This is a genomic window from Citrobacter sp. Cpo103, from assembly GCF_030332605.1.
Taxonomy (GTDB): Bacteria; Pseudomonadota; Gammaproteobacteria; order Enterobacterales; family Enterobacteriaceae; genus Citrobacter; species Citrobacter portucalensis.
Genome location: NZ_JAOWHO010000032.1, coordinates 262,013 through 283,218, shown reverse-complemented (window position 1 = coordinate 283,218; position 21,206 = coordinate 262,013). Strand labels below are relative to the sequence as shown.

18 protein-coding genes are annotated in these 21,206 nt (G+C 52.8%); 9 read left to right on the top strand and 9 right to left on the bottom strand.

From position 1 onward, the window contains the following. Positions 1 to 31: 31 nt before the first annotated feature. The 7 genes from OGX89_RS13970 to OGX89_RS13940 all read left to right on the top strand — a co-directional run bounded on the left by OGX89_RS13970 (position 32) and on the right by OGX89_RS13940 (position 8,658). Positions 32 to 640, top strand: a complete 609-nt coding sequence (locus OGX89_RS13970) for a glutathione S-transferase (RefSeq protein WP_003827340.1) — start codon at positions 32 to 34, stop codon at positions 638 to 640. Positions 641 to 738: 98 nt separating this feature from the next. Further along, a complete protein-coding gene (gene selA / locus OGX89_RS13965) occupies positions 739 to 2,130 on the top strand; it encodes an L-seryl-tRNA(Sec) selenium transferase (protein ID WP_003827341.1) in 1,392 nt (463 codons plus the stop codon). After that, on the top strand, positions 2,127 to 3,971 hold the full coding sequence (selB, locus tag OGX89_RS13960; protein WP_126956482.1) for a selenocysteine-specific translation elongation factor: 1,845 nt from the start codon (positions 2,127 to 2,129) through the stop codon (positions 3,969 to 3,971). The genes selA and selB overlap by 4 nt, the downstream gene beginning before the upstream one ends. 188 nt (positions 3,972 to 4,159) lie before the next feature. After that, positions 4,160 to 5,311, top strand: coding sequence for an L-threonine dehydrogenase (gene yiaY / locus OGX89_RS13955; RefSeq protein ID WP_003827343.1), 1,152 nt, complete (start codon positions 4,160 to 4,162; stop codon positions 5,309 to 5,311). Positions 5,312 to 5,403: 92 nt separating this feature from the next. Next, positions 5,404 to 6,942 carry an aldehyde dehydrogenase AldB gene (gene aldB, locus OGX89_RS13950; protein WP_003827344.1) on the top strand — a complete coding sequence of 513 codons (1,539 nt, stop codon included), beginning with the start codon at positions 5,404 to 5,406 and terminating at the stop codon, positions 6,940 to 6,942. Between the two features lie 250 nt (positions 6,943 to 7,192). Continuing rightward, positions 7,193 to 7,516 (top strand): DUF3302 domain-containing protein, encoded by a 324-nt coding sequence (locus tag OGX89_RS13945; protein WP_003024200.1) that lies wholly within the window; start codon positions 7,193 to 7,195, stop codon positions 7,514 to 7,516. Between the two features lie 5 nt (positions 7,517 to 7,521). Then, positions 7,522 to 8,658, top strand: coding sequence for an HlyD family secretion protein (locus tag OGX89_RS13940; RefSeq protein WP_003827345.1), 1,137 nt, complete (start codon positions 7,522 to 7,524; stop codon positions 8,656 to 8,658). A 7-nt stretch (positions 8,659 to 8,665) separates the two neighbouring features. Here OGX89_RS13940 and OGX89_RS13935 read toward each other — a convergent pair whose 3' ends face one another. Next, on the bottom strand, positions 8,666 to 9,628 hold the full coding sequence (locus OGX89_RS13935) for a LysR family transcriptional regulator (RefSeq protein ID WP_126956480.1): 963 nt from the start codon (positions 9,626 to 9,628) through the stop codon (positions 8,666 to 8,668). 121 nt (positions 9,629 to 9,749) lie between these two features. Between OGX89_RS13935 and OGX89_RS13930 the strand changes: the two genes are divergently transcribed. Continuing rightward, the gene (locus tag OGX89_RS13930; protein WP_003827347.1) at positions 9,750 to 10,490 is read left to right on the top strand and encodes a MipA/OmpV family protein; all 741 of its coding nucleotides are present in this window, start codon (positions 9,750 to 9,752) and stop codon (positions 10,488 to 10,490) included. Between the two features lie 99 nt (positions 10,491 to 10,589). On the opposite strand, the gene OGX89_RS13925 is transcribed toward OGX89_RS13930, so the two are convergent. Next, positions 10,590 to 12,545, bottom strand: a complete 1,956-nt coding sequence (locus OGX89_RS13925; protein ID WP_126956478.1) for a glycoside hydrolase family 127 protein — start codon at positions 12,543 to 12,545, stop codon at positions 10,590 to 10,592. Positions 12,546 to 12,555: 10 nt separating this feature from the next. Then, positions 12,556 to 13,956: an MFS transporter gene (locus OGX89_RS13920; protein WP_126956476.1), complete on the bottom strand. Its 1,401-nt coding sequence runs from the start codon at positions 13,954 to 13,956 to the stop codon at positions 12,556 to 12,558. Between the two features lie 252 nt (positions 13,957 to 14,208). On the opposite strand from OGX89_RS13920, the gene OGX89_RS13915 reads away from it, so the two are divergent. Then, entirely contained in the window at positions 14,209 to 15,024 is an 816-nt protein-coding gene (locus OGX89_RS13915; RefSeq protein ID WP_126956474.1) for a helix-turn-helix domain-containing protein, read from the top strand. Between the two features lie 77 nt (positions 15,025 to 15,101). On the opposite strand, the gene araD is transcribed toward OGX89_RS13915, so the two are convergent. From araD to OGX89_RS13885, 6 genes are all read right to left on the bottom strand, one after another. After that, entirely contained in the window at positions 15,102 to 15,800 is a 699-nt protein-coding gene (gene araD, locus OGX89_RS13910; RefSeq protein WP_003827351.1) for an L-ribulose-5-phosphate 4-epimerase, read from the bottom strand. Beyond that, positions 15,794 to 16,654, bottom strand: coding sequence for an L-ribulose-5-phosphate 3-epimerase (locus OGX89_RS13905; protein ID WP_003827352.1), 861 nt, complete (start codon positions 16,652 to 16,654; stop codon positions 15,794 to 15,796). The genes araD and OGX89_RS13905 overlap by 7 nt, the downstream gene beginning before the upstream one ends. After that, complete coding sequence (gene ulaD / locus OGX89_RS13900) at positions 16,647 to 17,309, bottom strand: 3-keto-L-gulonate-6-phosphate decarboxylase UlaD (protein ID WP_126956584.1); 663 nt, start codon at positions 17,307 to 17,309, stop codon at positions 16,647 to 16,649. The genes OGX89_RS13905 and ulaD overlap by 8 nt, the downstream gene beginning before the upstream one ends. Next, the gene (locus OGX89_RS13895) at positions 17,309 to 18,811 is read right to left on the bottom strand and encodes an FGGY-family carbohydrate kinase (RefSeq protein WP_126956472.1); all 1,503 of its coding nucleotides are present in this window, start codon (positions 18,809 to 18,811) and stop codon (positions 17,309 to 17,311) included. The genes ulaD and OGX89_RS13895 overlap by 1 nt, the downstream gene beginning before the upstream one ends. 98 nt (positions 18,812 to 18,909) lie before the next feature. Further along, positions 18,910 to 20,229 carry an MFS transporter gene (locus OGX89_RS13890; protein ID WP_126956470.1) on the bottom strand — a complete coding sequence of 440 codons (1,320 nt, stop codon included), beginning with the start codon at positions 20,227 to 20,229 and terminating at the stop codon, positions 18,910 to 18,912. Between the two features lie 31 nt (positions 20,230 to 20,260). Beyond that, positions 20,261 to 21,193 carry a DUF4862 family protein gene (locus OGX89_RS13885; RefSeq protein ID WP_126956468.1) on the bottom strand — a complete coding sequence of 311 codons (933 nt, stop codon included), beginning with the start codon at positions 21,191 to 21,193 and terminating at the stop codon, positions 20,261 to 20,263. Positions 21,194 to 21,206 lie beyond the last annotated feature (13 nt).

Here is a 21,206-nt window from a genome sequence, read left to right as displayed (position 1 = left end):
ACCGCTTTTTTGTTGGCAAAAAGGACCCGGCATGAAACTCATTGGCAGCTATACCAGCCCTTTTGTGCGTAAAATTTCGATTCTGTTACTGGAAAAGGGCATCACTTTCGAATTTGTGAATGAACTCCCCTACAACGCGGATAGCGGCGTGGCGCGCTATAACCCGTTAGGCAAAGTACCTGCGTTGGTCACCGATGAGGGCGAGTACTGGTTTGACTCTCCTGTCATCGCGGAATATATAGAGCTACTGGATATTGCACCAGCCATGCTGCCGCGTGATCCGTTGGCCGCGCTGAAGGTACGCCAGTTGGAAGCGTTGGCAGACGGTATTATGGATGCCGGTTTAGTTTCGGTGCGCGAACAGGCTCGCCCTGCAGCGCAGCAGTCAGAAACTGAATTGTTACGTCAGCGTGAGAAGATCACCCGTAGTCTGGATGTGCTGGAAGGTTATCTGGCGGACGGTACACTGAAAACGGATACGGTTAACCTGGCAACCATTGCGATTGCCTGTGCCGTCGGTTATCTCAATTTCCGTCGGGTCGCACCTGGCTGGTGTGTGGACCGTCCGCGTCTGGTCAAACTGGTGGAAACGCTCTTTCAACGCGAGAGTTTTGCCCGTACAGAACCGCCAAAGGCTTGATGCGTATTATGTCCGCCTGAGCAAAGTCACGGTACAATCCTTCCTATATCGATATCCCTCTCTACGGTGGAGAGGGTCACCAACAGCCAGGCCCTTTCATGACAAGCGACTTGCGTTCACTCTACAGCCAGCTTCCTGCTATCGATCGTTTATTGCGCGATAGCGCCTTCTCAGCCTTACGTGAATCTCACGGTCATACCCGGGTGGTTGACCTGCTGCGTCACATGCTCGACGAAGCCAGAGAAGCTATTCGCGACACGCATGCGCTCCCGGCATGGTGTGAAGACTGGGCGCAAGAAGCCAGTGCCCGGCTGGAACGAGAATCACAAAGCGCACTGCGTCCAGTGATTAACCTGACCGGAACGGTGCTGCACACCAACCTTGGTCGCGCGTCGCAGGCCGAAGAAGCAATTGAGGCGGTGGTACAGGCGATGCGCACGCCGGTGACGCTGGAATACAGTCTGGATGATGCCGGTCGGGGACATCGGGATCGGGCCCTGGCGGATTTACTCTGCCGTCTGACGGGGGCGGAAGACGCCTGTATCGTCAATAACAATGCGGCAGCTGTTCTGCTTATGCTGGCTGCCACGGCGAACGGCAAAGAGGTGGTTGTGTCTCGCGGCGAGCTAGTGGAAATAGGCGGCGCGTTTCGTATTCCGGACGTCATGTGTCAGGCCGGATGCATTCTACGCGAGGTGGGGACCACCAACCGGACGCATGCGAAAGATTACCGCCAGGCGGTGAATGAAAATACCGCTCTGCTGATGAAAGTGCATACCAGTAATTACAGCATTGAAGGCTTCACAAAGTCGGTGGATGAGGCGGAGCTGGCCGTCATTGGCCAGGAGCTGGATGTTCCGGTGGTGGCGGATTTGGGCAGCGGTTCGCTGGTCGATCTCAGCCAGTATGGCTTGCCGCAGGAGCCGATGCCGCAGCAACTGATTGCTGCTGGCGTCAGTCTGGTGAGTTTCTCCGGCGATAAACTGCTGGGCGGGCCGCAGGCCGGGATAATTGTCGGTAAAAAAGAGATGATCGCTCGTTTGCAGAGCCATCCGCTGAAACGCGCATTACGGGCAGATAAAATGACGCTGGCTGCTCTGGAAGCGACGCTACGGCTCTACCTGCACCCTGAAGCACTGGCGGCGAAGTTGCCGACGTTGCGCCAGCTCACCCGCTCACAAGAGGCAATCCACGCGCAGGCACAGCAATTACAGGCACAGCTTGCAGAGCATTACGGTGATGAGTTCGCCCTGAATGTGATGCCTTGCCTGTCGCAGATTGGCAGCGGCTCACTACCTGTTGATAGGCTGCCCAGCGCGGCGCTAACCTTTACCCCACATGACGGGCGCGGGAGCCGCCTCGAAGCGTTGGCAGCCCGTTGGCGTACGCTGCCCGTGCCGATTATTGGGCGAATTTATGATGGCCGCTTATGGCTGGATCTGCGCTGCCTTGAAGACGAGACCCGGTTTATGGAGATGATGCTGAAATGATTATTGCAACCGCCGGACACGTTGACCACGGAAAAACAACGTTATTACAGGCGATTACTGGCGTAAATGCCGACCGTCTGCCGGAAGAAAAAAAGCGCGGCATGACCATCGATCTCGGTTATGCCTACTGGCCGCAGCCGGACGGGCGGGTGCTGGGGTTTATCGACGTTCCTGGACACGAAAAGTTTCTGTCCAACATGTTGGCGGGGGTCGGCGGCATCGATCACGCGTTGCTGGTGGTGGCGTGTGATGATGGCGTAATGGCGCAAACCCGTGAGCATTTGCAAATTCTGCAGCTGACGGGCAATCCGCAGATCACCGTGGCGCTCACGAAAGCCGACCGCGTAGACGAAGCAAGAATTGAAGAGGTGCGTGCGGAGATTCAGGCCACGCTGGGGAATTATGGTTTCGCGGAGTCGGTGCTTTTCGTCACTGCGGCCAGTGAAGGCCGTGGCATCGAGGAACTGCGTGACCATTTGTTGCAATTAACGTCGCGCGAGCATGCCCGCGATCACAGCTTCCGCCTGGCGATTGACCGCGCCTTTACGGTCAAAGGCGCAGGGCTGGTGGTGACCGGGACGGCGCTCAGCGGTGAAGTGAATGTCGGTGACACGCTGTGGCTCACGGGCGTCAACAAACCGATGCGCGTACGTAGCCTGCATGCACAAAATCAGGCCACCGACCGCGCGCAAGCGGGACAACGTATTGCGCTGAATATTGCCGGCGATGCGCAAAAAGAAGAACTAAACCGTGGCGACTGGCTGCTTTCCGATGCGCCGCCAGAGGCTTTTACCCGCGTGATTGTTTCTTTAGAACATGCCGCGCCGCTGATGCAGTGGCAACCGCTGCATATTCACCACGCGGCTAGCCATGTTACCGGGCGTATCTCGCTGCTTGAAGGGACACTGGCGGAACTGGTGTTTGATACACCACTCTGGCTCGCCGATAACGACCGTCTGGTGCTGCGCGATATTTCTGCCCGTACGACGCTGGCTGGCGCGCGCGTGGTCACGCTCAATCCGCCGCGTCGCGGAAAACGTAAGCCGGAGTATTTGCAGTGGCTGTCGGCGCTGGAAAACGCGCAGACTGACGGTGACGCTCTGGCGCTGCACCTGACGCGTGGGGCGGTGAATATTCCTGACTTTGCCTGGGCGCGTCAGCTCAATGGCAACGGTATGCGTCCGTTGATTGAGCAACATGGATTTATTCAGGCGGGATACAGCCTGTTGAATGCCCCCGTTGCCGCGCGCTGGCAGCGGAAAGTTCTCGATACGCTGGCGACCTACCATGAGCAGCACCGTGATGAACCAGGGCCCGGGCGCGAGCGCCTGCGCCGTATGGCTTTGCCGATGGAAGACGAAGCGCTGGTCTTGCTGCTGATTGAAAAGATGCGCGAGAGTGGCGCCATCCATAGCCATCATGGCTGGTTGCATTTGCCGGAACATAAGGCGGGTTTCAGCGATGAGCAGTTGGCAATCTGGCAAAAAGTAGAACCGCTTTTTGGCGATGAGCCGTGGTGGGTGCGCGATTTGGCAAAACAGACGGGCACGGATGAGCAGATGATGCGTGTGTCATTACGTCAGGCGGCGCAGCAAGGCATCATCACCGCGATCGTGAAAGATCGTTATTACCGTAACGATCGAATTGTGGCCTTTGCCAATATGATCCGCGAACTGGATCAGGAACGGGGATCGACCTGTGCAGCCGATTTTCGCGACAGACTTAACGTCGGGCGCAAATTGGCTATTCAGATTCTGGAATATTTTGACCGCATTGGTTTTACTCGTCGTCGGGGAAATGATCATTTATTACGCGATGCATTGCTGTTCCCTGAAAAATAATGAAACAATTAATTCATGGATTAAATGAATTAATACAAAATAGATGTTGATTGAAATAAGCACATTAGATTATGAACCTAATGTGCTTTTTAATTGTGAGTGTTATTAAAATAACAACCACGATCATATTTTGTTGGAAATTTCACTCGTATGCTTCCTACCTCTTTTGAGTAATTAAGGATCGTACAATGGCTGCTTCAACATTTTTTATTCCTTCTGTGAATGTAATTGGCGCTGGTTCATTAAAAGATGCAATGAATACAATGGCGGAATATGGTTTTCGCCGTACGCTGATTGTCACGGACGCCATGCTGGCGAAATTAGGTATGGCGAGTGAAATTCAAAAAGCGCTGCAGGAACGTGATATTTTCAGCGTAATTTATGATGGTACGCATCCTAACCCTACGACCAGTAACGTTGCTGCTGGCCTGAAAATGCTGAAAGAAAATGACTGTGATAGTGTTATTTCTCTCGGCGGCGGTTCCCCGCACGATTGTGCGAAGGGGATTGCGCTGGTGGCGGCTAACGGCGGCGATATTAGTGATTACGAAGGCGTTGACCGCTCTGCAAAACCGCAACTGCCGATGATTGCCATCAACACCACGGCGGGTACGGCATCTGAAATGACCCGCTTCTGCATCATTACCGATGAAGTACGCCACATTAAAATGGCGATTGTGGATAAGCATGTTACACCGCTGCTGTCCGTCAATGACTCCTCGCTGATGGTCGGTATGCCGAAGTCTCTGACGGCGGCTACCGGTATGGATGCGCTGACTCACGCTATTGAAGCCTATGTTTCTATTGCCGCGACCCCTATTACCGATGCGTGCGCGCTTAAAGCCGTCACCATGATTGCGGAAAACCTGCCGGTCGCCGTGGAAGAGGGCAGCAATGCTCAGGCGCGCGAAGCCATGGCCTATGCGCAGTTCCTCGCAGGTATGGCCTTTAACAATGCCTCTCTGGGATACGTGCATGCGATGGCGCACCAGCTGGGTGGCTTCTACGATTTGCCACACGGAGTATGTAATGCCGTACTGCTGCCGCATGTACAGGTATTTAATAGCAAAGTGGCTGCCGCCCGCCTGCGCGATTGCGCCTCGGCAATGGGTGTGAACGTTGCTGGTCTGAGCGAAGAGCAAGGGGCAGAAGCCTGCATCGCAGCGATCCGCGAACTGGCGCAGAAAGTGAACATTCCAGCCGGGTTGCGTGAGCTGAACGTGAAAGAAGAAGATTTTGCCGTTCTGGCGACTAACGCCCTGAAAGATGCATGTGGTTTCACTAACCCGATTCAGGCGACACATGAAGAAATCATGGCGATTTATCGTGCTGCCATGTAATTCGTGATACCTGTCGTAAAGCAGTAAAAGGCTGGCGAATTATTCGCCAGTCCCGTCTACCCTTGTAGTACCCCTACAGCAAGGAGACGGTCATGACCAATAACCCCCCTTCAACGCGTATTTACCCCGGCGAGTATGGTTACCCTCTGAAGTTAAAAGCCCGATACGATAACTTTATCGGCGGTGACTGGGTCGCCCCGGCGGACGGTGAGTATTACCAAAACCTGACACCGGTGACCGGGCAACTACTGTGCGAAGTGGCCTCTTCCGGCAAAAAGGACATCGATCTGGCACTGGATGCCGCGCACAAAGTAAAAGACAAGTGGGCGCAGACATCCGTGCAGGACAGAGCGGCGATTCTGTTCAAAATCGCCGATCGTATGGAGCAAAACCTGGAACTGCTGGCGACGGCAGAAACCTGGGATAACGGTAAACCCATCCGTGAAACCAGCGCGGCAGATGTGCCGCTGGCTATTGACCATTTCCGCTATTTCGCGTCCTGTATTCGTGCACAGGAAGGGGGAATCAGCGAGGTTGATAGCGAAACCGTGGCTTATCACTTCCATGAACCTCTTGGCGTGGTAGGGCAAATTATTCCGTGGAACTTCCCGCTATTGATGGCCAGCTGGAAGATGGCGCCCGCCCTGGCAGCCGGTAACTGCGTGGTGCTGAAACCCGCGCGCCTGACGCCACTGTCCGTACTGTTGCTGATGGAAGTCATCGGCGATCTGCTCCCGCCTGGCGTGGTGAACGTGGTCAACGGCGCAGGGGGGGAAATCGGTGAGTATCTGGCGACGTCAAAACGTATTGCGAAAGTGGCGTTTACCGGCTCAACGGAAGTCGGGCAGCAGATCATGCAGTACGCCACGCAGAACATTATTCCTGTCACGCTGGAGCTGGGCGGGAAATCACCCAATATCTTCTTTGCGGACGTGATGGATGAAGAAGATGCGTTCTTTGACAAAGCGCTGGAAGGTTTTGCATTGTTTGCCTTCAACCAGGGCGAAGTATGTACCTGTCCGAGTCGTGCGCTGGTACAAGAATCCATTTACGAACGTTTTATGGAAAGAGCCATTCGTCGGGTGGAAAGTATCCGTAGCGGCAACCCGTTAGACAGCGTGACGCAAATGGGCGCGCAGGTGTCGCATGGTCAACTGGAAACCATTCTGAATTACATCGACATTGGTAAGAAAGAAGGAGCAGATGTTCTCACCGGCGGGCGGCGCAAGCAGCTGGATGGCGAGTTAAAAGAGGGTTACTACCTCGAACCGACCATTCTGTTTGGTAAGAACAACATGCGGGTTTTCCAGGAGGAGATCTTCGGGCCGGTGCTGGCTGTCACGACGTTTAAAACCATGGAAGAGGCGCTGGAAATCGCTAATGACACCCAATATGGGCTTGGCGCTGGCGTCTGGAGTCGTAATGGAAATCTGGCGTACAAAATGGGACGTGGGATTCAGGCGGGGCGAGTTTGGACCAACTGTTACCATGCTTACCCTGCTCATGCGGCGTTTGGTGGCTATAAGCAGTCGGGTATCGGGCGCGAGACGCATAAGATGATGCTTGAGCATTATCAGCAAACCAAATGCCTTCTGGTGAGCTACTCTGATAAACCACTGGGGCTGTTTTAATTTCACGTCACCTACTGCCCGGTCGCGTTTAGCGTACCGGGCATCAAGTTATGTCCTCAGGTAAGTGGCTGGGGTGAACGAACGCAGCCAACAAAGAAGCAGCTCAAATGACGACGGGTATATATAAACCCATATATCGTTATATAAATAAGATAATTGCATCCAATCTGGTCATTCCAATACTATTATCAACTCTATTGTTTAAATCAAATTGCATCCGAAATTCTTAATTTAAATCCCTGAGGCAAATATGTTCCTTAATTATTTTGCATTAGGAGTGCTTATTTTTGTATTCCTGGTCATTTTTTACGGGATTATTATTCTGCATGATATTCCCTATCTAATTGCAAAGAAACGTAACCATCCTCATGCCGACGCAATACATGTTGCGGGTTGGGTTAGTTTGTTTACCTTACATGTTATTTGGCCCTTTTTATGGATCTGGGCAACGCTTTATCGCCCGGAGCGCGGATGGGGTATGCAGAGCGCGGATTCTTCCCTGATCCAGCTTCAGGCAAGGGTTGCGGATCTGGAAAAGAAACTGGGTGAGGCCAAGACCTCTCCGGCGGAGTAATATCGATGGATTTACTGATTGTTCTGACCTATGTGGCGTGTGCATGGTCAATATTTAAAATTTTTAAAATTCCTGTAAATAAATGGACAGTTCCTACCGCGGCATTAGGCGGTATATTCATTGTTTGCGGACTTATATTACTGATGAATTATAACCATCCGTATACATTTAAGGCACAAAAAGCGGTAATTTCTATTCCCGTGGTGCCGCAGGTAACGGGTGTAGTGACAGAAGTGACGGATAAGAAGAATACGCTAATCAAAAAAGGCGAGGTTCTGTTTAAGCTTAATCCAGGGCGTTATCAGGCGCGGGTCGATCGCCTGAAGGCTGATATTGTCACCGCACAGCATAAAGAGCAGGCTCTGGTTGCGCAGTTAGACGAAATGAAAGCCAACACGCAGCGGGCAAAGGCCACGCGTGACAAACTGGCAAAAGATTACCAGCGCTATGCGCAGGGGAGTCAGGCGAAGGTGAATCCTTTTTCTGAACGCGATATCGATGCGGCGCGCCAAAACTACCTGGCGCAGGAAGCCTCGGTGAAATCCTCCGTTGCAGAACAGCAGCAAATTCAGAGTCAGTTAGACAGCCTGGTACTGGGTGAGAATTCGCAAATTGCCAGCCTGAAAGCACAGCTAGCGGAAGCAGAGTTCAACCTGGACCAGACCGTGGTTCGCGCGCCCAGCGATGGTTACGTCACGCAGGTGCTGATGCGCCCAGGAACCTATGCCGCCGCGCTGCCGATGCGTCCGGTAATGGTATTCATCCCGGATCAAAAAAGACAAATTATCGCCCAGTTCCGTCAAAACTCGCTGTTGCGGCTGGAGCCAGGCGATGAAGCGGAAGTGGTGTTTAACGCTCTGCCGGGTAAGGTGTTTAGCGGTAAACTGGCCGCCATTAGTCCGGCAGTACCGGGTGGTACATACCAGTCGAACGGGGCACTGCAATCTTTAAACTCTACGCCCGGTTCGGAAGGGGTGATCGCCACGATTGAGCTGAACGACAATGCGGATGTGAACGCGTTACCTGATGGGATTTACGCCCAGGTCGCCGTTTACTCTGACCACTTCGAACATGTGTCGGTCATGCGCAAGGTCTTACTACGGATGACCAGCTGGGTGCATTACCTGTATCTCGACCATTAGACGCAGGCTATTTTGCTTGCTCAGTCTGCTGCTCCAGCGACTGAGTAAGCTGCTGGCGGATCTCTGCCAGCATCTCATCAAGAATAAACTGTACCCGCCATGGCTGATATTCGCGCTTGCGGAAAATCGCCACCAAATCCAGCCACCATTCATGTTGTTCTGAGAAACATGGAACCAGCAATCCTGATTGAACGTCTTTTTGTACACTCGCATTCGGCGCAAAAACAATGCCCAGATGGTTACGTGCCAGCGCCAGTGCAGACTGTGTATTGTCGCAGACATAATTTCCGGTCACCCGATAATCGTGTATTTCCTTGCTGCCAGCGGAGGTGAAGCGCCAAATATTGGCATCATCTATCATCATGGAATCAATAAGAATGCAGGAATGTTCTTCCAGTTCATCCGGACTCTTAATAGGATGTTCTTTGATATATTCAGGGCTGGCAAAAGCCGTTACTGCATATTTGGTAATGAAACTAGCGACCAGTGATTCATCTTTAGGGTGTGCATAGGTGATTAAAACATCACAATCATCAGGAAAGTCGACACCCTCATAAAATGCCTTTCGTTCAAGGTTACATGTTTTAAGTGAGAGGCTAATGCCGCCGATATTCTGGATTTTTGCAATAACATGTTGCGATAAGTAAGCAATAATACCGGTTGGGGCATATACCGTTACTTTGCCACGTTTCTCGTGCTTATAATCAGCAATGAAATTATTTAACTGCTCGTTTCTGTCTAACATGTCATTGATGTAAGGAAGTAACGCTATACCAAACGGCGTGAGGGTCAGCTGCCGGGTGGTGCGGTCAAACACCTTTAATCCAACTTTTGATTCAAAATCAGCAAGATATTTACTGACATTGGCCTGCGCGATGCCGAGAACAGTAGCGGCATGACTGATATTTTCACTGGCAGCGATTACCGAAATAATCTTCAGCTCCCGGTGTTTAAGTTGTAATTTATTCATCGCCAAGCCCAATATATATAATTTTTTATATATTACTATATAAATATGAACCTTGCACCGATGAAATTGTAAGCATTATTATGCACCAGCTTTGTAGCTTATTTTAAAATGGAATGTTGGCATGTTAATTAAACACAATATTGTGGCGCTGCTCGCCTTTTCTTTTATGGCGAGTGCAACTGCCGCAGAGTTTTCTATTGGCGCTGGTGCTGTATATAATGAATCACCTTATCGCGGATATAATGATAATGTTCACGCAGTACCGCTTGTCAGTTACGAAAGTGAATCATTTTATTTTAGGCAAACAACGCTAGGTTATATTTTGTCTAAGAGTGAAAGTAATGAATTTAGTATTACTGCCTCTTATATGCCGCTTGAGTTTGATCCCGGCGATAATGACGATCATGCGATGAAAAAGCTGGATAAGCGTGACGCAACTGCAATGGCGGGTGCCGCGTGGTATCACCATGAAAGATGGGGTAGCGTGAAAGTCTCCGCCGCTGCGGATGTGCTGGACAACAGTAATGGCTGGGTAGGGGAAGTTTCACTGTTCCGTCCAATGCCGATGGGCAAGCTGACGCTGACGCCATCGATTGGCGTGCTCTACTATGACGAAAAATTCAATGAATACTACTACGGCATATCGGGTAATGAGTCCCGTCGTAGTGGCTTATCAAGCTATTCCCCAGGCGATAGTTGGACACCGTATGTTGGCCTGTCCGCTAAATACGCATTGACCACTAACCTGACGCTGCTGGCAAGCGCCAACTATAGCGCACTGCCGGATGACATTAAAAATAGCCCAATGGTTGATCGCGATGACAGCTTCACCTTTATGTCCGGTCTGACCTGGCGTTTCTGATTTAAATATGTGCCTGATGGCGCTTTGCTTATCAGGCCTACGTGGATGGGTTTTGTAGGCCGGATAAGACGTGAAGCGTCGCCATCCGGCACGGTTTAATTACTGCTCGTTTATCCAGATACGCATTTCGCCTTCACCACGGTTTGCCCAGCTAAACCACGGAATAAACGTCAATGTATGCGCCTGACGCGAAGTTGGGGAAACATCGTAGTGCCACAACGATTGTTGTGCTGCATCGGCTGTACTTTGCTTCACGCCTTCAGCCTGAATTAACATTTTATGGCTGAACAGCCCCTTACCCTCGAATACTCTGAACTCACTCTCTTTTGGCAACCACATATTATGCAATTCCTCGCCGTTGTCGGCTTGCTCCAGGCAATACACCAGCGGTCCACGCTGAATAGCGACCTTACCAGCAACATGGCGCACTAATGGATTTCCGTACACCCGACGCACCGGCATTGGCAGGGTCAGACTGAGCGTATCGCCTTCCTGCCAGGTTCGGCTGATGTGCAAATAGCCTTTGCGAATATCCTGCTCAACTGGCTGACCATTCAGTAAAACCTGCGGTGCGGTGCACCAGTCTGGCAGGCGCAGGGCCAGGGTGTGATATATCGACTGCGGTGATTCGATGGCGATTTTCACCTGCTCATGCCATGGATAATCCCCGCTAATGCGCAGCTTGAGCGAGCCATCCGCCACGGGGACTTCCATGCTATTGCCCACGTACATATTGATATACAGCGCGTCCTGACGTGGTGTGTAGATGTAATGACCAATTGAGGTTAACACGCGGGCGATATTCGGCGGGCAACAGGCGCAGCCAAACCAGCGCTGACGAACGGGTTTCACGTGGTCATAAATATGATTGAATTTTAATGATTTAGGATGCACTTCCAGCGGGTTCACATAGAAGAAGTGCTTGCCATCGAGCGCCATCCCGCCCAATACAGTGTTATACAGGGCGCGCTCCATCACGTCGGCATACTGGCTGTCTGCCTCCATCTCCAGCATTCTGCGGGCGAACATCATTAGACCGATTGAGGCGCAGCTTTCCGCATACACGGAGTCGTTAGGCAGATCGTAATCACTGCTAAACGCCTCGCCGCTGCTTTGTGAACCGATCCCGCCGGTAATGTACAACTGACGCTGGGCCATGTTTTTCCACAGACGCAGGCAATCCTGACGTTTGCCTTCGTCCTGACTCAAGCGTGCCAGATGCGCCACGCCGGTCATCAGATAAACAAAACGTACTGCATGACCGATCGCCGTTTGCTGTTCTGAAATGGGCTGATGAGCCTGGCTATAGGGTTTATCCTTCACCATCCATGCCGGGCCGTAAGTATGCCAGTAAGAGGTTTGGCCACGCTTTTCGTACTCTTCATCATAGAAATGAGGTTGCGCGCCGCGCTGTTCCACAAAGTAATTTACCAGCGCCATATAGCGTGGTTGCTGGGTCACTTCGTATAAGCGCATTAACGCCAGCTCAATTTCCGGGTGTCCCGGATAGCCGCGCACTTGATTCTCTCCAGGCCCGAAAACGTTATCGATGTGGTCTGCCAGGCGGCACACTACGTCTAAAAGACGACGTTTTCCCGTCGCCTGAAAGAACGCGACGCCTGCTTCGATCAAATGACCTGCACAGTACAACTCATGACACTCGGCAAGGTTAGTCCAGCGTTCATCCGGGGCTTTTACTGTAAAGTATGTATTGAGATAGCCGTCTTCACACTGCGCAGCGGCCACCAACTCGATGACCTCATCTGCGGTTTTCTCAAGTTCCGCATCAGATTTCTGGCACAGGGACCAGGCGACTGCCTCCAGCCATTTCGCTACGTCGCTATCCTGAAAAACCATGCCGTAAAATTCGCCATCCTGCAGTCCTGCGGCGATACGAAAGTTCTCTATTGCATGACTTGGTTCCGCCTCTGCAATGCGGTCATTGAGCGCATCCCATTGGTAGGGGATCACGACATCACGGACCAACTGTTGGTATTGTCCGAGGAACGGATCGCTGACGGTGAGCTTATGCAGGTCGACTTCCAGTACGTTCATTTCGTGCTCCTTAAGGCTGTACATGACGCTGACGCAGATCGGTGGCAATGCGCGACATCATCGGATTATTGAGTTTGCAGATGCGGACAGACAGCGCCAGCAGCAGGTGGAACAGTGCGGGCAGCAGCGTTTCCATCGCGGTAATTCCTTGCAGCGAACTGGAGGTTTGATTACCAGCGCCTGGCTGATAGGCGACAAAAATAAACAGCAGGCTGATGATCCCCGCGCTCGAGGCCCAGGCCAGCTTGATGAAAAACAGGTTGAAGGCGAAATTCATGCCGGAAGAACGCACGCCGGTTTTCCACTCGCCGTAGTCGTCGGCAAAGGCCATCAGCGAGAAGTGCAGTGGCAGCGTGAAGCCCAGAATAATGCCGTTGCCGAGGATCACCGCCAGCCATAATGTTTGATAAGCCGGACCGGTCGGCAGGAACCACATCATCACTGCCAGGGCTGCCAGCACCAGGTTGGTGTAGTAATAGAGTTTGACGGTATCTATACGGCGGGTCAGCGGGCTGACAACCACTGAACCGATGATGGACGCAAAGGTCACCATGGTGAAAAACAGCGACGTGTAAGCTGTACTGCCTTCCAGCACGTAGGTAATGAAATACATGTACCCGCCGCCACGAATATTGAAGACGTTAATCAGCAGGAAAGACATCACCAGCATCAGCAGCAACTGGTCATTTTTGCGTAGCCCACCAATGTGTTCACGCAGGGTAAATTTCCCCATCATCGCCAGCGGCACACGCTCGCGAACCCAGAAGAAGCAGCACAGGAACATCACCACAGCGATGACGCACAGGATGCCCACGCCGAACTGATAACCCTGCGCGGCATTGCCCTGACCCAGAATATCCACCATCCACGGCAGACCAACGGAGACAAGGAATCCCGCCACGCCGCACAGCACAAAGCGCCAGGACTGACAGGCGATCACCTCGTTATGGCGGGTCGTCATGGTGTTGATCAGCGCACAATACGGTACGTTGATGGCGGTATAGCCGACAGAAAGCAGTAGATAGGTGCCGAATGCCCAGGCGATTTTTACGCTCATGCTGGCGTCAGGGACGGTAAACGTGAGTACGCCAATGATGCCAATGGGAATTGCCACCCACAGCTGCCATGGGCGAAAACGCCCCCAGCGGCTTTGCGTGCGGTCGGCAAGTATGCCCATTATCGGATCGGAAATGGCATCAAATACGCGCAGGGCAATAAACAATGTGCCGACCAGCGCGGGCGTTAACCCGAAGACATCGGTGTAGAAAAATGTCAGGAAGTTCATGATCAGACAGGTAATTACCGTCCCGCCAGCATCGCCTAACCCATAACCTATTTTTTCACGCAGGGATAATTTGTCGTCCTGGGCACGCTGTGCCAAATCAGATGTCGTAATCGGAGCCGAAGTCATAAATAACTCCCGGAGAGGATGTTCAGAAAGTATCCCGCTACGTTGCGGGTTATTTGTTTGTAATTTGCAAAGTACGTTATTTATTCTGCACGAAATGTTTGGGTCAACAAGGGAAGAGAAAAGTATAAAAAGATGACAATTCCGACTTCATTATAAAAATGTGATTTCGATCCAGCGAAAAGCAAGTTTATCGTGAATAATCAATGATAAATATCGGTTTAAATAATGAAATAAGCGGGAATTTGAATATATATGCTCGAATTATCCATGTCTCTTCCGATTAAAGTGCAAAATGGTGGGCTATTTATTTCCCGAGGTGTGGGAAGCCATCCGGCGCGGCAATTGCAATCCTGGGAAATTATCTTTGTCGAAAAAGGGACATTAACGATTCGCGAAGGCCAGACCGTTTTTTGCGTGAATGCCGGAGAAAGTTTGCTGCTATGGCCGCAGCGTTCGCATATTGGTGTGGGACAGTTTCCGGCTGATTTGAAATTTTACTGGCTACACTTTGAGGTGACAGCAGAAAACGATGCTTCACCTACAGAACCGTTGCTTGCGATTCCTCAGCATGCCCGGGTTAGCGAGCCACAATATATTATTTCGCTGTTTCGCCAGTTCTTACGCGAGCAGGAAAATATTCATCGCAGCGTTGCGTTGGAACTGATCCTACTGCTGATTTTGCAGCAAATCTCCGCGGCGGCTAGCGAGCAACCCGCAGATAGCCCCGGTAATGCGCTGGCATGGAAAGCGCAACAAATAATCCACACCCAGTTCCACCTGCCGATTAGTGCTTCAACTCTGGCGAAAGAACTGCATTGCAATGCCGACTATCTGGGGCGTGTATTCCGGAGCGTTTTCCGGCTGACGCTAACTGAAGCGTTGCATCGCCAGCGGGTAAGGGCGGCAGAAAAGCTGTTGATCAGTGACTCGCTGTCGCTTACCGAAGTGGCGATTAAATGTGGGTTTAATGATGTGGGTTACTTTCGCAAAATCTTTCGTAAACATACCAGCCTGACGCCTGCGGCGTGGAAACGGCGCTACTGCAAAGAGCATATTAATTCGGCGTAAATGAGGATCGCCGGGTGGTGCTATGCTTACCCGGCCTACAAAATGACAGACCAGTGCAAGCACAGCGCCACCGGACGTTAGTTTTGCCCGTAATACGCATTCACACCGTGTTTACGCAGATAGTGTTTATCCAGCAACTCAGGCTGCATATCCGGCAACTGCGGAGCTAACTGGCGCGAGAAAAGCCCCATGTAGGCGCATTCTTCGAGTACCACTGCGTTATGTACAGCGTCTGCGGCATCTTTACCCCAGGCAAACGGACCGTGTGAATGTACTAACACTGCCGGAACCTGCAGCGGATTGAGATCGCGTTGCTCAAAGGTCTGAATGATCACTTCACCGGTTTGATATTCATATTCACCATTGATTTCCTCAACGGTCATCAGCCGGGTACACGGAATTGAACCATAGAAATAATCGGCATGCGTGGTGCCCCATGCCGGGAGATCAAGACCCGCCTGCGACCAGATCGTCGCGTGGCGTGAGTGAGTATGGACGATCCCACCGATCTCAGGGTAGCGACGGTATAGCGCCAGATGGGTTGGCGTGTCAGATGAGGGTTTTTTACTGCCTTCAACCACGTCGCCGCTGGCAATATCCACCACCACCATATCGTCGGCGGTCATCACGTCATATTCCACGCCGGACGGCTTAATCACCATCAGCTTACGCGTTTCATCCACAGCGCTGACGTTACCCCAGGTAAAGGTGACTAAACCATGAGCCGGAAGCGCCAGATTGGCCGCCAGCACATCGGCTTTCAGTTGTTCTAACATGGAAATCCTCCTTCCTGCATACGTGCTTCTATCCAACGTCGTGCCTGGATAATTTCCAGTACCGGCTCTTTTGCTTTTTCAGTCCACATTTCAATCAGAAACGACCCGCGATAGTTCAGCTCATGCAGCGTTTTGAAGATACCAACAAAGTCCACGCACCCTTCGCCAAAAGGCACATCGCGAAACTGGCCCGGATGGGTTTCGGTTACCGGCAGCGTGTCTTTCAGGTGGATAGCGGCGATACGGTCGATGCCCAGCGTCAATTCGGCAGTGACGTCATTACCCCATGCGCTGAGGTTGCCCACGTCCGGATAGACGGTGAACCACGGCGATGACAGCATTTCATCCCACTTTTTCCACTTGCTAATTGAGTTCATAAAAGCGGTATCCATGATTTCTACCGCCAGCATGACCTGCGCGGCGGCGGCTTGCTCGACTGCCCATGCCAGCCCTTCGGCAAAGCGCTGCTGCGTACCTTCGTCATGTTCCTCGTAATAGACGTCGTAACCTGCCAGTTGAATAGTGCGGATACCCAAATCGCGCGCGAGACGAATGGCTTTGGTCATGATGTCGCGTGCCCGAATACGGACTGATTCATCGCGGCTGCCAAAGGGAAACCGACGGTGGGCGGACAGGCACATTGAAGGGATTGCCACGCCGGTTTCTAACATTGCGCTCACCAGCGATGCACGCTGAGCAGGACTCCAGTCGAGACGCGACAGACGTTCATCGGTTTCATCCACCGACATCTCGACGAAATCAAAACCGCAGCTTTTCGCCAGCACCAGACGCTCCGGCCAGGAGAGGTCTTTCGCCAGCGCTTTTTCATAGATACCTAACGGATGATTACGCATACTGTGCTCCCCAGATGGCGTCGATTTGCGCATGGAATTCAGCGGCAACCTGCGTTGGGTTTTGTGCCCCAGCCAGCGCGCGTCCGGCGATAAAGGCTTTAACGTTGATATCGCGAAACAGCGGCAGGTCGGCGGGCGTAATCCCGCCGGTAATCGACAACTCCAGACCGATATCGGAAAGCGCTTTCATGCGCGCCAGATCCGCTTCTCCCCATTGTTGTCCGCTGGCCTGAGCATCGCGGCCACGATGGTAAATTGCCTGGCGAACCCCAACGCGATACCAGTCACGGGCATCATCCAGCGTCCAGTTGCCGAACAGTTCCATCTGAATTTCGCCGCCGCAGGACTGCGCGACGCCATGGCCTTTCTCCACCGTCGCCAGTGGGGCAGCGCAGATGATGGTCATCCAGTTAGCGCCAGCGCCAAATGCTTGCTGTGCGAGGGTTTCACCCGCATCGGCCACCTTCCAGTCGGCAACGATGATTTTATTTGGACACTGAGTACGCAGCGCTTTCACGGCAGCCAGGCCTTCGGTTAAGCAGAGAATCGTCCCTGCCTCAACGATATCGACGCTCTCTTGTAGCAGTGCGACATCGTGTTGGGCCGCCTGCAGGTTGGTGTGGTCGAGCGCCAGTTGCAGTAATGGTCGACTCATCATTCGTGCTCCTTAATGCGGGCGTGATAGCCCTGTAGTGCGGTAATTAAATTCTGGTATTGGCGGTATTTACGCAGGTAGCTCGCATGCGCCGTAGCGTCTGGCAGCAGTGTGCGAACCGGGTGCTGTAAGCTGCGCTGCGCGTCGCTGAAATTGTGATAAACGCCGGTGCCTACGCGGGCGGCGAGCGCAGCGCCAAAGCAGCCGGTCTCTTCAATCTGTGGCAATTCGATACTTAAACCGCTGACGTCTGCCAGCATTTGCATCCAGATGTCGGAGTGGGCCGGACCTCCAGTAACGCGCAGGGTATGTGCCTGCGGAAAACGTTCGCGCATGCGGTTCAGGTGGGTCATATGGCTGAAAACCACGCCTTCGTAGATGGCTTGTAATAAGTGGGCACGAGTGTGTATAGCCTGCATGCCATAAAAGCCGCTGGTCATCTCCAGCCCGGCGTTGCTGCCGTACAAAAAGGGCAGAAAGAAAAGCTCGCTACCGGCTTTCGGTAAGCTGGCAACGGCCTGATTAATCTCATCAAAAGAGAGTTCGCCCCACTGGGCGGTAAACCATTCCAGATTGCCGGAAGAGGTTGGGCTGGCTTCGTGAACGATGTACTGCCCGTCATTTACATAGCGACCATAGACATAGGGATGGGGCTCGTGGTCGCGCAGGCCGTGAGCGATCCCGCTGGTGACGGCCCAGGTACCCATCACCGCGTTGAGGGTGCGTTCATCTTCGATACCGGCGCAGAGTGCGGTGGAAACCACATCAAACAGTCCGCCGACGACGGGGGTACCCGCCGCCAGACCGGTGATGGCGGCTGTCTGAGCGGTGATTTCCCCGCATATTTCTGCTGAACCAACGATGGGGGGCAGGGCATTGTCGATTTCACTGATGCCCAGCCACTGGGTCAGCCTCGGGTCGTACTGACCCGTGGTCATGTTGTAGAGGTTCGACTCGGAGATATTGCTCTCTTCGCAGCCTTTGACGCCGGTTAAGCACCAACGCAGGTAGTCATGACCCATCATGACGCTTCCAATTTGCGCGTAGCGCTGAGGGGTGTTCTCTTTCACCCAGCGCAGGAGCGATGCCGGATGCCCGGTCCACAATGTCTGGCGGGTGACCGGGTAGAGCTGCTCAGGGATCCCATCCTGCTGCCAGCGCTGAACGATGTCCATCGCGCGTCGGTCAGAAGAGAGAATGGCATTGCCTAGCGGCTTATCTTGCTTATCGAGAAGGAACAGACCTTTGCCCTGAGCGGATATGCCGACGCCTTTGATTTGCTCACCGCACACGCCTGTACGCTTTAACAGCCCGGCAATGGTCGCGACGCACTGTTGCCACAGTTGGTGCATATCGCGTTCGGCGTAACCTGGTAATGGCGATATTGTCTGCAGCGATTGCCGGTTAATTCCCTGTTCATGACCTTTGGCATCATACAAACCTGCTTTCAGATATGTACCGCCGCAATCAATACCCAGCCAGAAGGTCGCTTTCTCACTCATCTTTGTTATCTCATTTTTGCCGGATGGCGCTGCGCTTATCCGGCCTGGGACGGTTGCTAGCTGTAGGCCCGGTAAGCGAAGCGCTACCGGGCATTGTTTTAAGCTGTACGTTTATGTGGATTCAGCGTCTTTAGCGGCGCGGCGCCGGCATCGCATTTCGCTGGCAGCAGCAGCGCCATCAGCGCGGCCAGAGCCAGTGAAATGGCCAGGCAGTAAACGCCCGCATCTTTGCTGTACAGGGTGATGAGAACGCCGACCGCGTAAGGGCCGCAGAAGCCACCGAGGTTGCCGAGAGCGTTGATGACCCCACGTGCGCCACCGGCCATTTCTGCGCTGAACAAACGCGCCGGAATAGTCCAAAACACGCCCGCAGCCGATTGCAGGAAGAATCCGCAGCCGACCAGCGCGGCATAAGCCAGCCAGACGTTATTTTTCAGCGCCACAGAGAGGAACATGCACAAGGCGAAGCCAATCAGCGGCAGGCAGACGAACAGCTTGCGTTTACCGGTGCGGTCAGAGAGTGAAGAGAACAGGAACATCCCGGCAATTGCGCCGACGTATGGCAGAATGGCGAGCATGCCGACCTGTCCCATGCTGCTGTGCGTCAACTCTTTGAGGATGGTCGGCAGCCACAGGGTGTAACCGTAAATCCCGGTCTGATAGAAGAAGTTCAGCGCGATTAGCTGCCACATGGTTTTATCGGACAGCACCGCACTCAGAGAGGCATTTTTGACTTCGGTTCCGGCAATGGCTTTTTGCTCGGCGGCCAGCGTCTCAACGAGGTAATTTTTCTCGGCCTCAGAGATCCAGCGCGCTTCCTGTGGACGGTCGTAAACGGTATAGGCCCACAGCACCAGGACGACGACAGACAATAAACCTTCAATGATAAACAGCCAACGCCAGTCGAGAACGGTAATGATCCAACCCGAGAGCGGGGCGGTGATGATCCCGGCAATCGGCACAAACATAATCACAATCGCATTGGCGCGACCGCGTTCTGCATCGGGGAACCAGTTACTGATCATCGTCAGCACGACCGGCAGCATGCCGCCTTCGGCAACGCCGAGTAAGAAGCGCAAAACCAGCAGTTGATACTGATTTGTGATTAAGCCCGTCAGAACGGAAATGACCGCCCAGGCAACCAAGGACCAGCCGATAAATTTCTTGCCGCTGCCGTGAACGGCAATTTTTCCGCCTGGAACCTGCAAAAACAGATAGCCGATAAAGAAAATACCGCCGGCCAGACCGGCCATGGTGGCGGAAATACCTAATTCCTCATCCATTCCGCCGGGCATCGCGAATGCGATATTGACGCGGTCCATATAAGAAATAATACAGGCGATGAGAATAGGTGGAATAATCCGTAGCCAGCGCTGACGGGGTATGTCTTGAAGTGTAAGGCGAGAGGTCATGTTCATATTAATATTCTCGTAGAGTAGTATTTTATTTTTATAGTTTTGCTTTATTTAATGCGGCGATACCGTCGCGCAATATCGCTACACGATGGTTCACATCTGCACTGGCATTTATTTCCAGCAATTTAATGCCAGAAAATTGCAATGGCTCAGCTCCTGCGCAGGCGAATAAATCGTGGGCATGCTCTGTGGTCATTAGACCTTCTGGACAGAAAGGGGCAAACGGTGCATGTAAGTCCTGCCACTCGCCGTATTCCCCCGTAAGCGTGGTGCCGGAGAACATCAGTGCGCCCAGTTTCCCAGCCCGTTTGGTCTGCTGCGTGTGGGTCAGCGGTAGAGTGAGGCTCTGCCCTTCAATAGCCGAGCGCGCCCAGTTAATGCACACGCTGATGTCATATCCGGCTATCGCGTCCAGCACGTTGTCTAACGGTAAAAATCCTTTGCGTGGCGCGGGGCCTGTCATGGCATCGCAATGTTCCAACACCAGATCACAGGACCAGTCCCAGCGGGTAATGTCTTTCAGCGAACGAGCAAACGCGTCGGTGGCCTGAGCGACGTTCGGGTTGCCCGCCAGCGGGGCAGCATGCAACTCCAGTGCAATCACTTTTCCGCCGTTGGCCGCATTGATATGGTTGATTTTCTGCTGCAGATGACGGTAATACGCCACGCAGGCTTTACGCTGTTCTTCATCGCTGGAGGCCAGCCCGAAACCACCATTAATACCGCGACGGCGCATGGTTTCCATAATGGCCGTGACCACGATTTGCCAGTCGCCCGGCGTATGGCGTAATAACCATTCGTCGCCTAACGGGTGCAGATGTTCAAGACAGGGCTGCTCCAGTCCGCGAATATCCGGGGTATCGGAGAGTTGTCGCCAGAATTCCTTCTCTTCCTCTTCACTCTTTTGGTGAAATGAGGGTGCACAGGGGTACGCACCGATAATATAACCGGTAGTGTTAGCTTTCATTTTTTGTGCTCCT

Excerpts from the sequence above, each read along its gene's own strand:
- aldB (WP_003827344.1), top strand. The coding sequence starts at position 5,404 with ATGACCAATAACCCCCCTTCAACGCGTATTTACCCCGGCGAGTATGGT.
- OGX89_RS13945 (WP_003024200.1), top strand. The coding sequence starts at position 7,193 with ATGTTCCTTAATTATTTTGCATTAGGAGTGCTTATTTTTGTATTCCTG.
- selB (WP_126956482.1), top strand. The coding sequence starts at position 2,127 with ATGATTATTGCAACCGCCGGACACGTTGACCACGGAAAAACAACGTTA.
- selA (WP_003827341.1), top strand. The coding sequence starts at position 739 with ATGACAAGCGACTTGCGTTCACTCTACAGCCAGCTTCCTGCTATCGAT.
- ulaD (WP_126956584.1), bottom strand. The coding sequence starts at position 17,309 with ATGAGTCGACCATTACTGCAACTGGCGCTCGACCACACCAACCTGCAG.
- OGX89_RS13970 (WP_003827340.1), top strand. The coding sequence starts at position 32 with ATGAAACTCATTGGCAGCTATACCAGCCCTTTTGTGCGTAAAATTTCG.
- OGX89_RS13905 (WP_003827352.1), bottom strand. The coding sequence starts at position 16,654 with ATGCGTAATCATCCGTTAGGTATCTATGAAAAAGCGCTGGCGAAAGAC.
- OGX89_RS13885 (WP_126956468.1), bottom strand. The coding sequence starts at position 21,193 with ATGAAAGCTAACACTACCGGTTATATTATCGGTGCGTACCCCTGTGCA.
- OGX89_RS13895 (WP_126956472.1), bottom strand. The coding sequence starts at position 18,811 with ATGAGTGAGAAAGCGACCTTCTGGCTGGGTATTGATTGCGGCGGTACA.
- OGX89_RS13935 (WP_126956480.1), bottom strand. The coding sequence starts at position 9,628 with ATGAATAAATTACAACTTAAACACCGGGAGCTGAAGATTATTTCGGTA.
- OGX89_RS13930 (WP_003827347.1), top strand. The coding sequence starts at position 9,750 with ATGTTAATTAAACACAATATTGTGGCGCTGCTCGCCTTTTCTTTTATG.
- yiaY (WP_003827343.1), top strand. The coding sequence starts at position 4,160 with ATGGCTGCTTCAACATTTTTTATTCCTTCTGTGAATGTAATTGGCGCT.
- OGX89_RS13920 (WP_126956476.1), bottom strand. The coding sequence starts at position 13,956 with ATGACTTCGGCTCCGATTACGACATCTGATTTGGCACAGCGTGCCCAG.
- OGX89_RS13925 (WP_126956478.1), bottom strand. The coding sequence starts at position 12,545 with ATGAACGTACTGGAAGTCGACCTGCATAAGCTCACCGTCAGCGATCCG.
- OGX89_RS13940 (WP_003827345.1), top strand. The coding sequence starts at position 7,522 with ATGGATTTACTGATTGTTCTGACCTATGTGGCGTGTGCATGGTCAATA.
- OGX89_RS13915 (WP_126956474.1), top strand. The coding sequence starts at position 14,209 with ATGCTCGAATTATCCATGTCTCTTCCGATTAAAGTGCAAAATGGTGGG.
- araD (WP_003827351.1), bottom strand. The coding sequence starts at position 15,800 with ATGTTAGAACAACTGAAAGCCGATGTGCTGGCGGCCAATCTGGCGCTT.
- OGX89_RS13890 (WP_126956470.1), bottom strand. The coding sequence starts at position 20,229 with ATGAACATGACCTCTCGCCTTACACTTCAAGACATACCCCGTCAGCGC.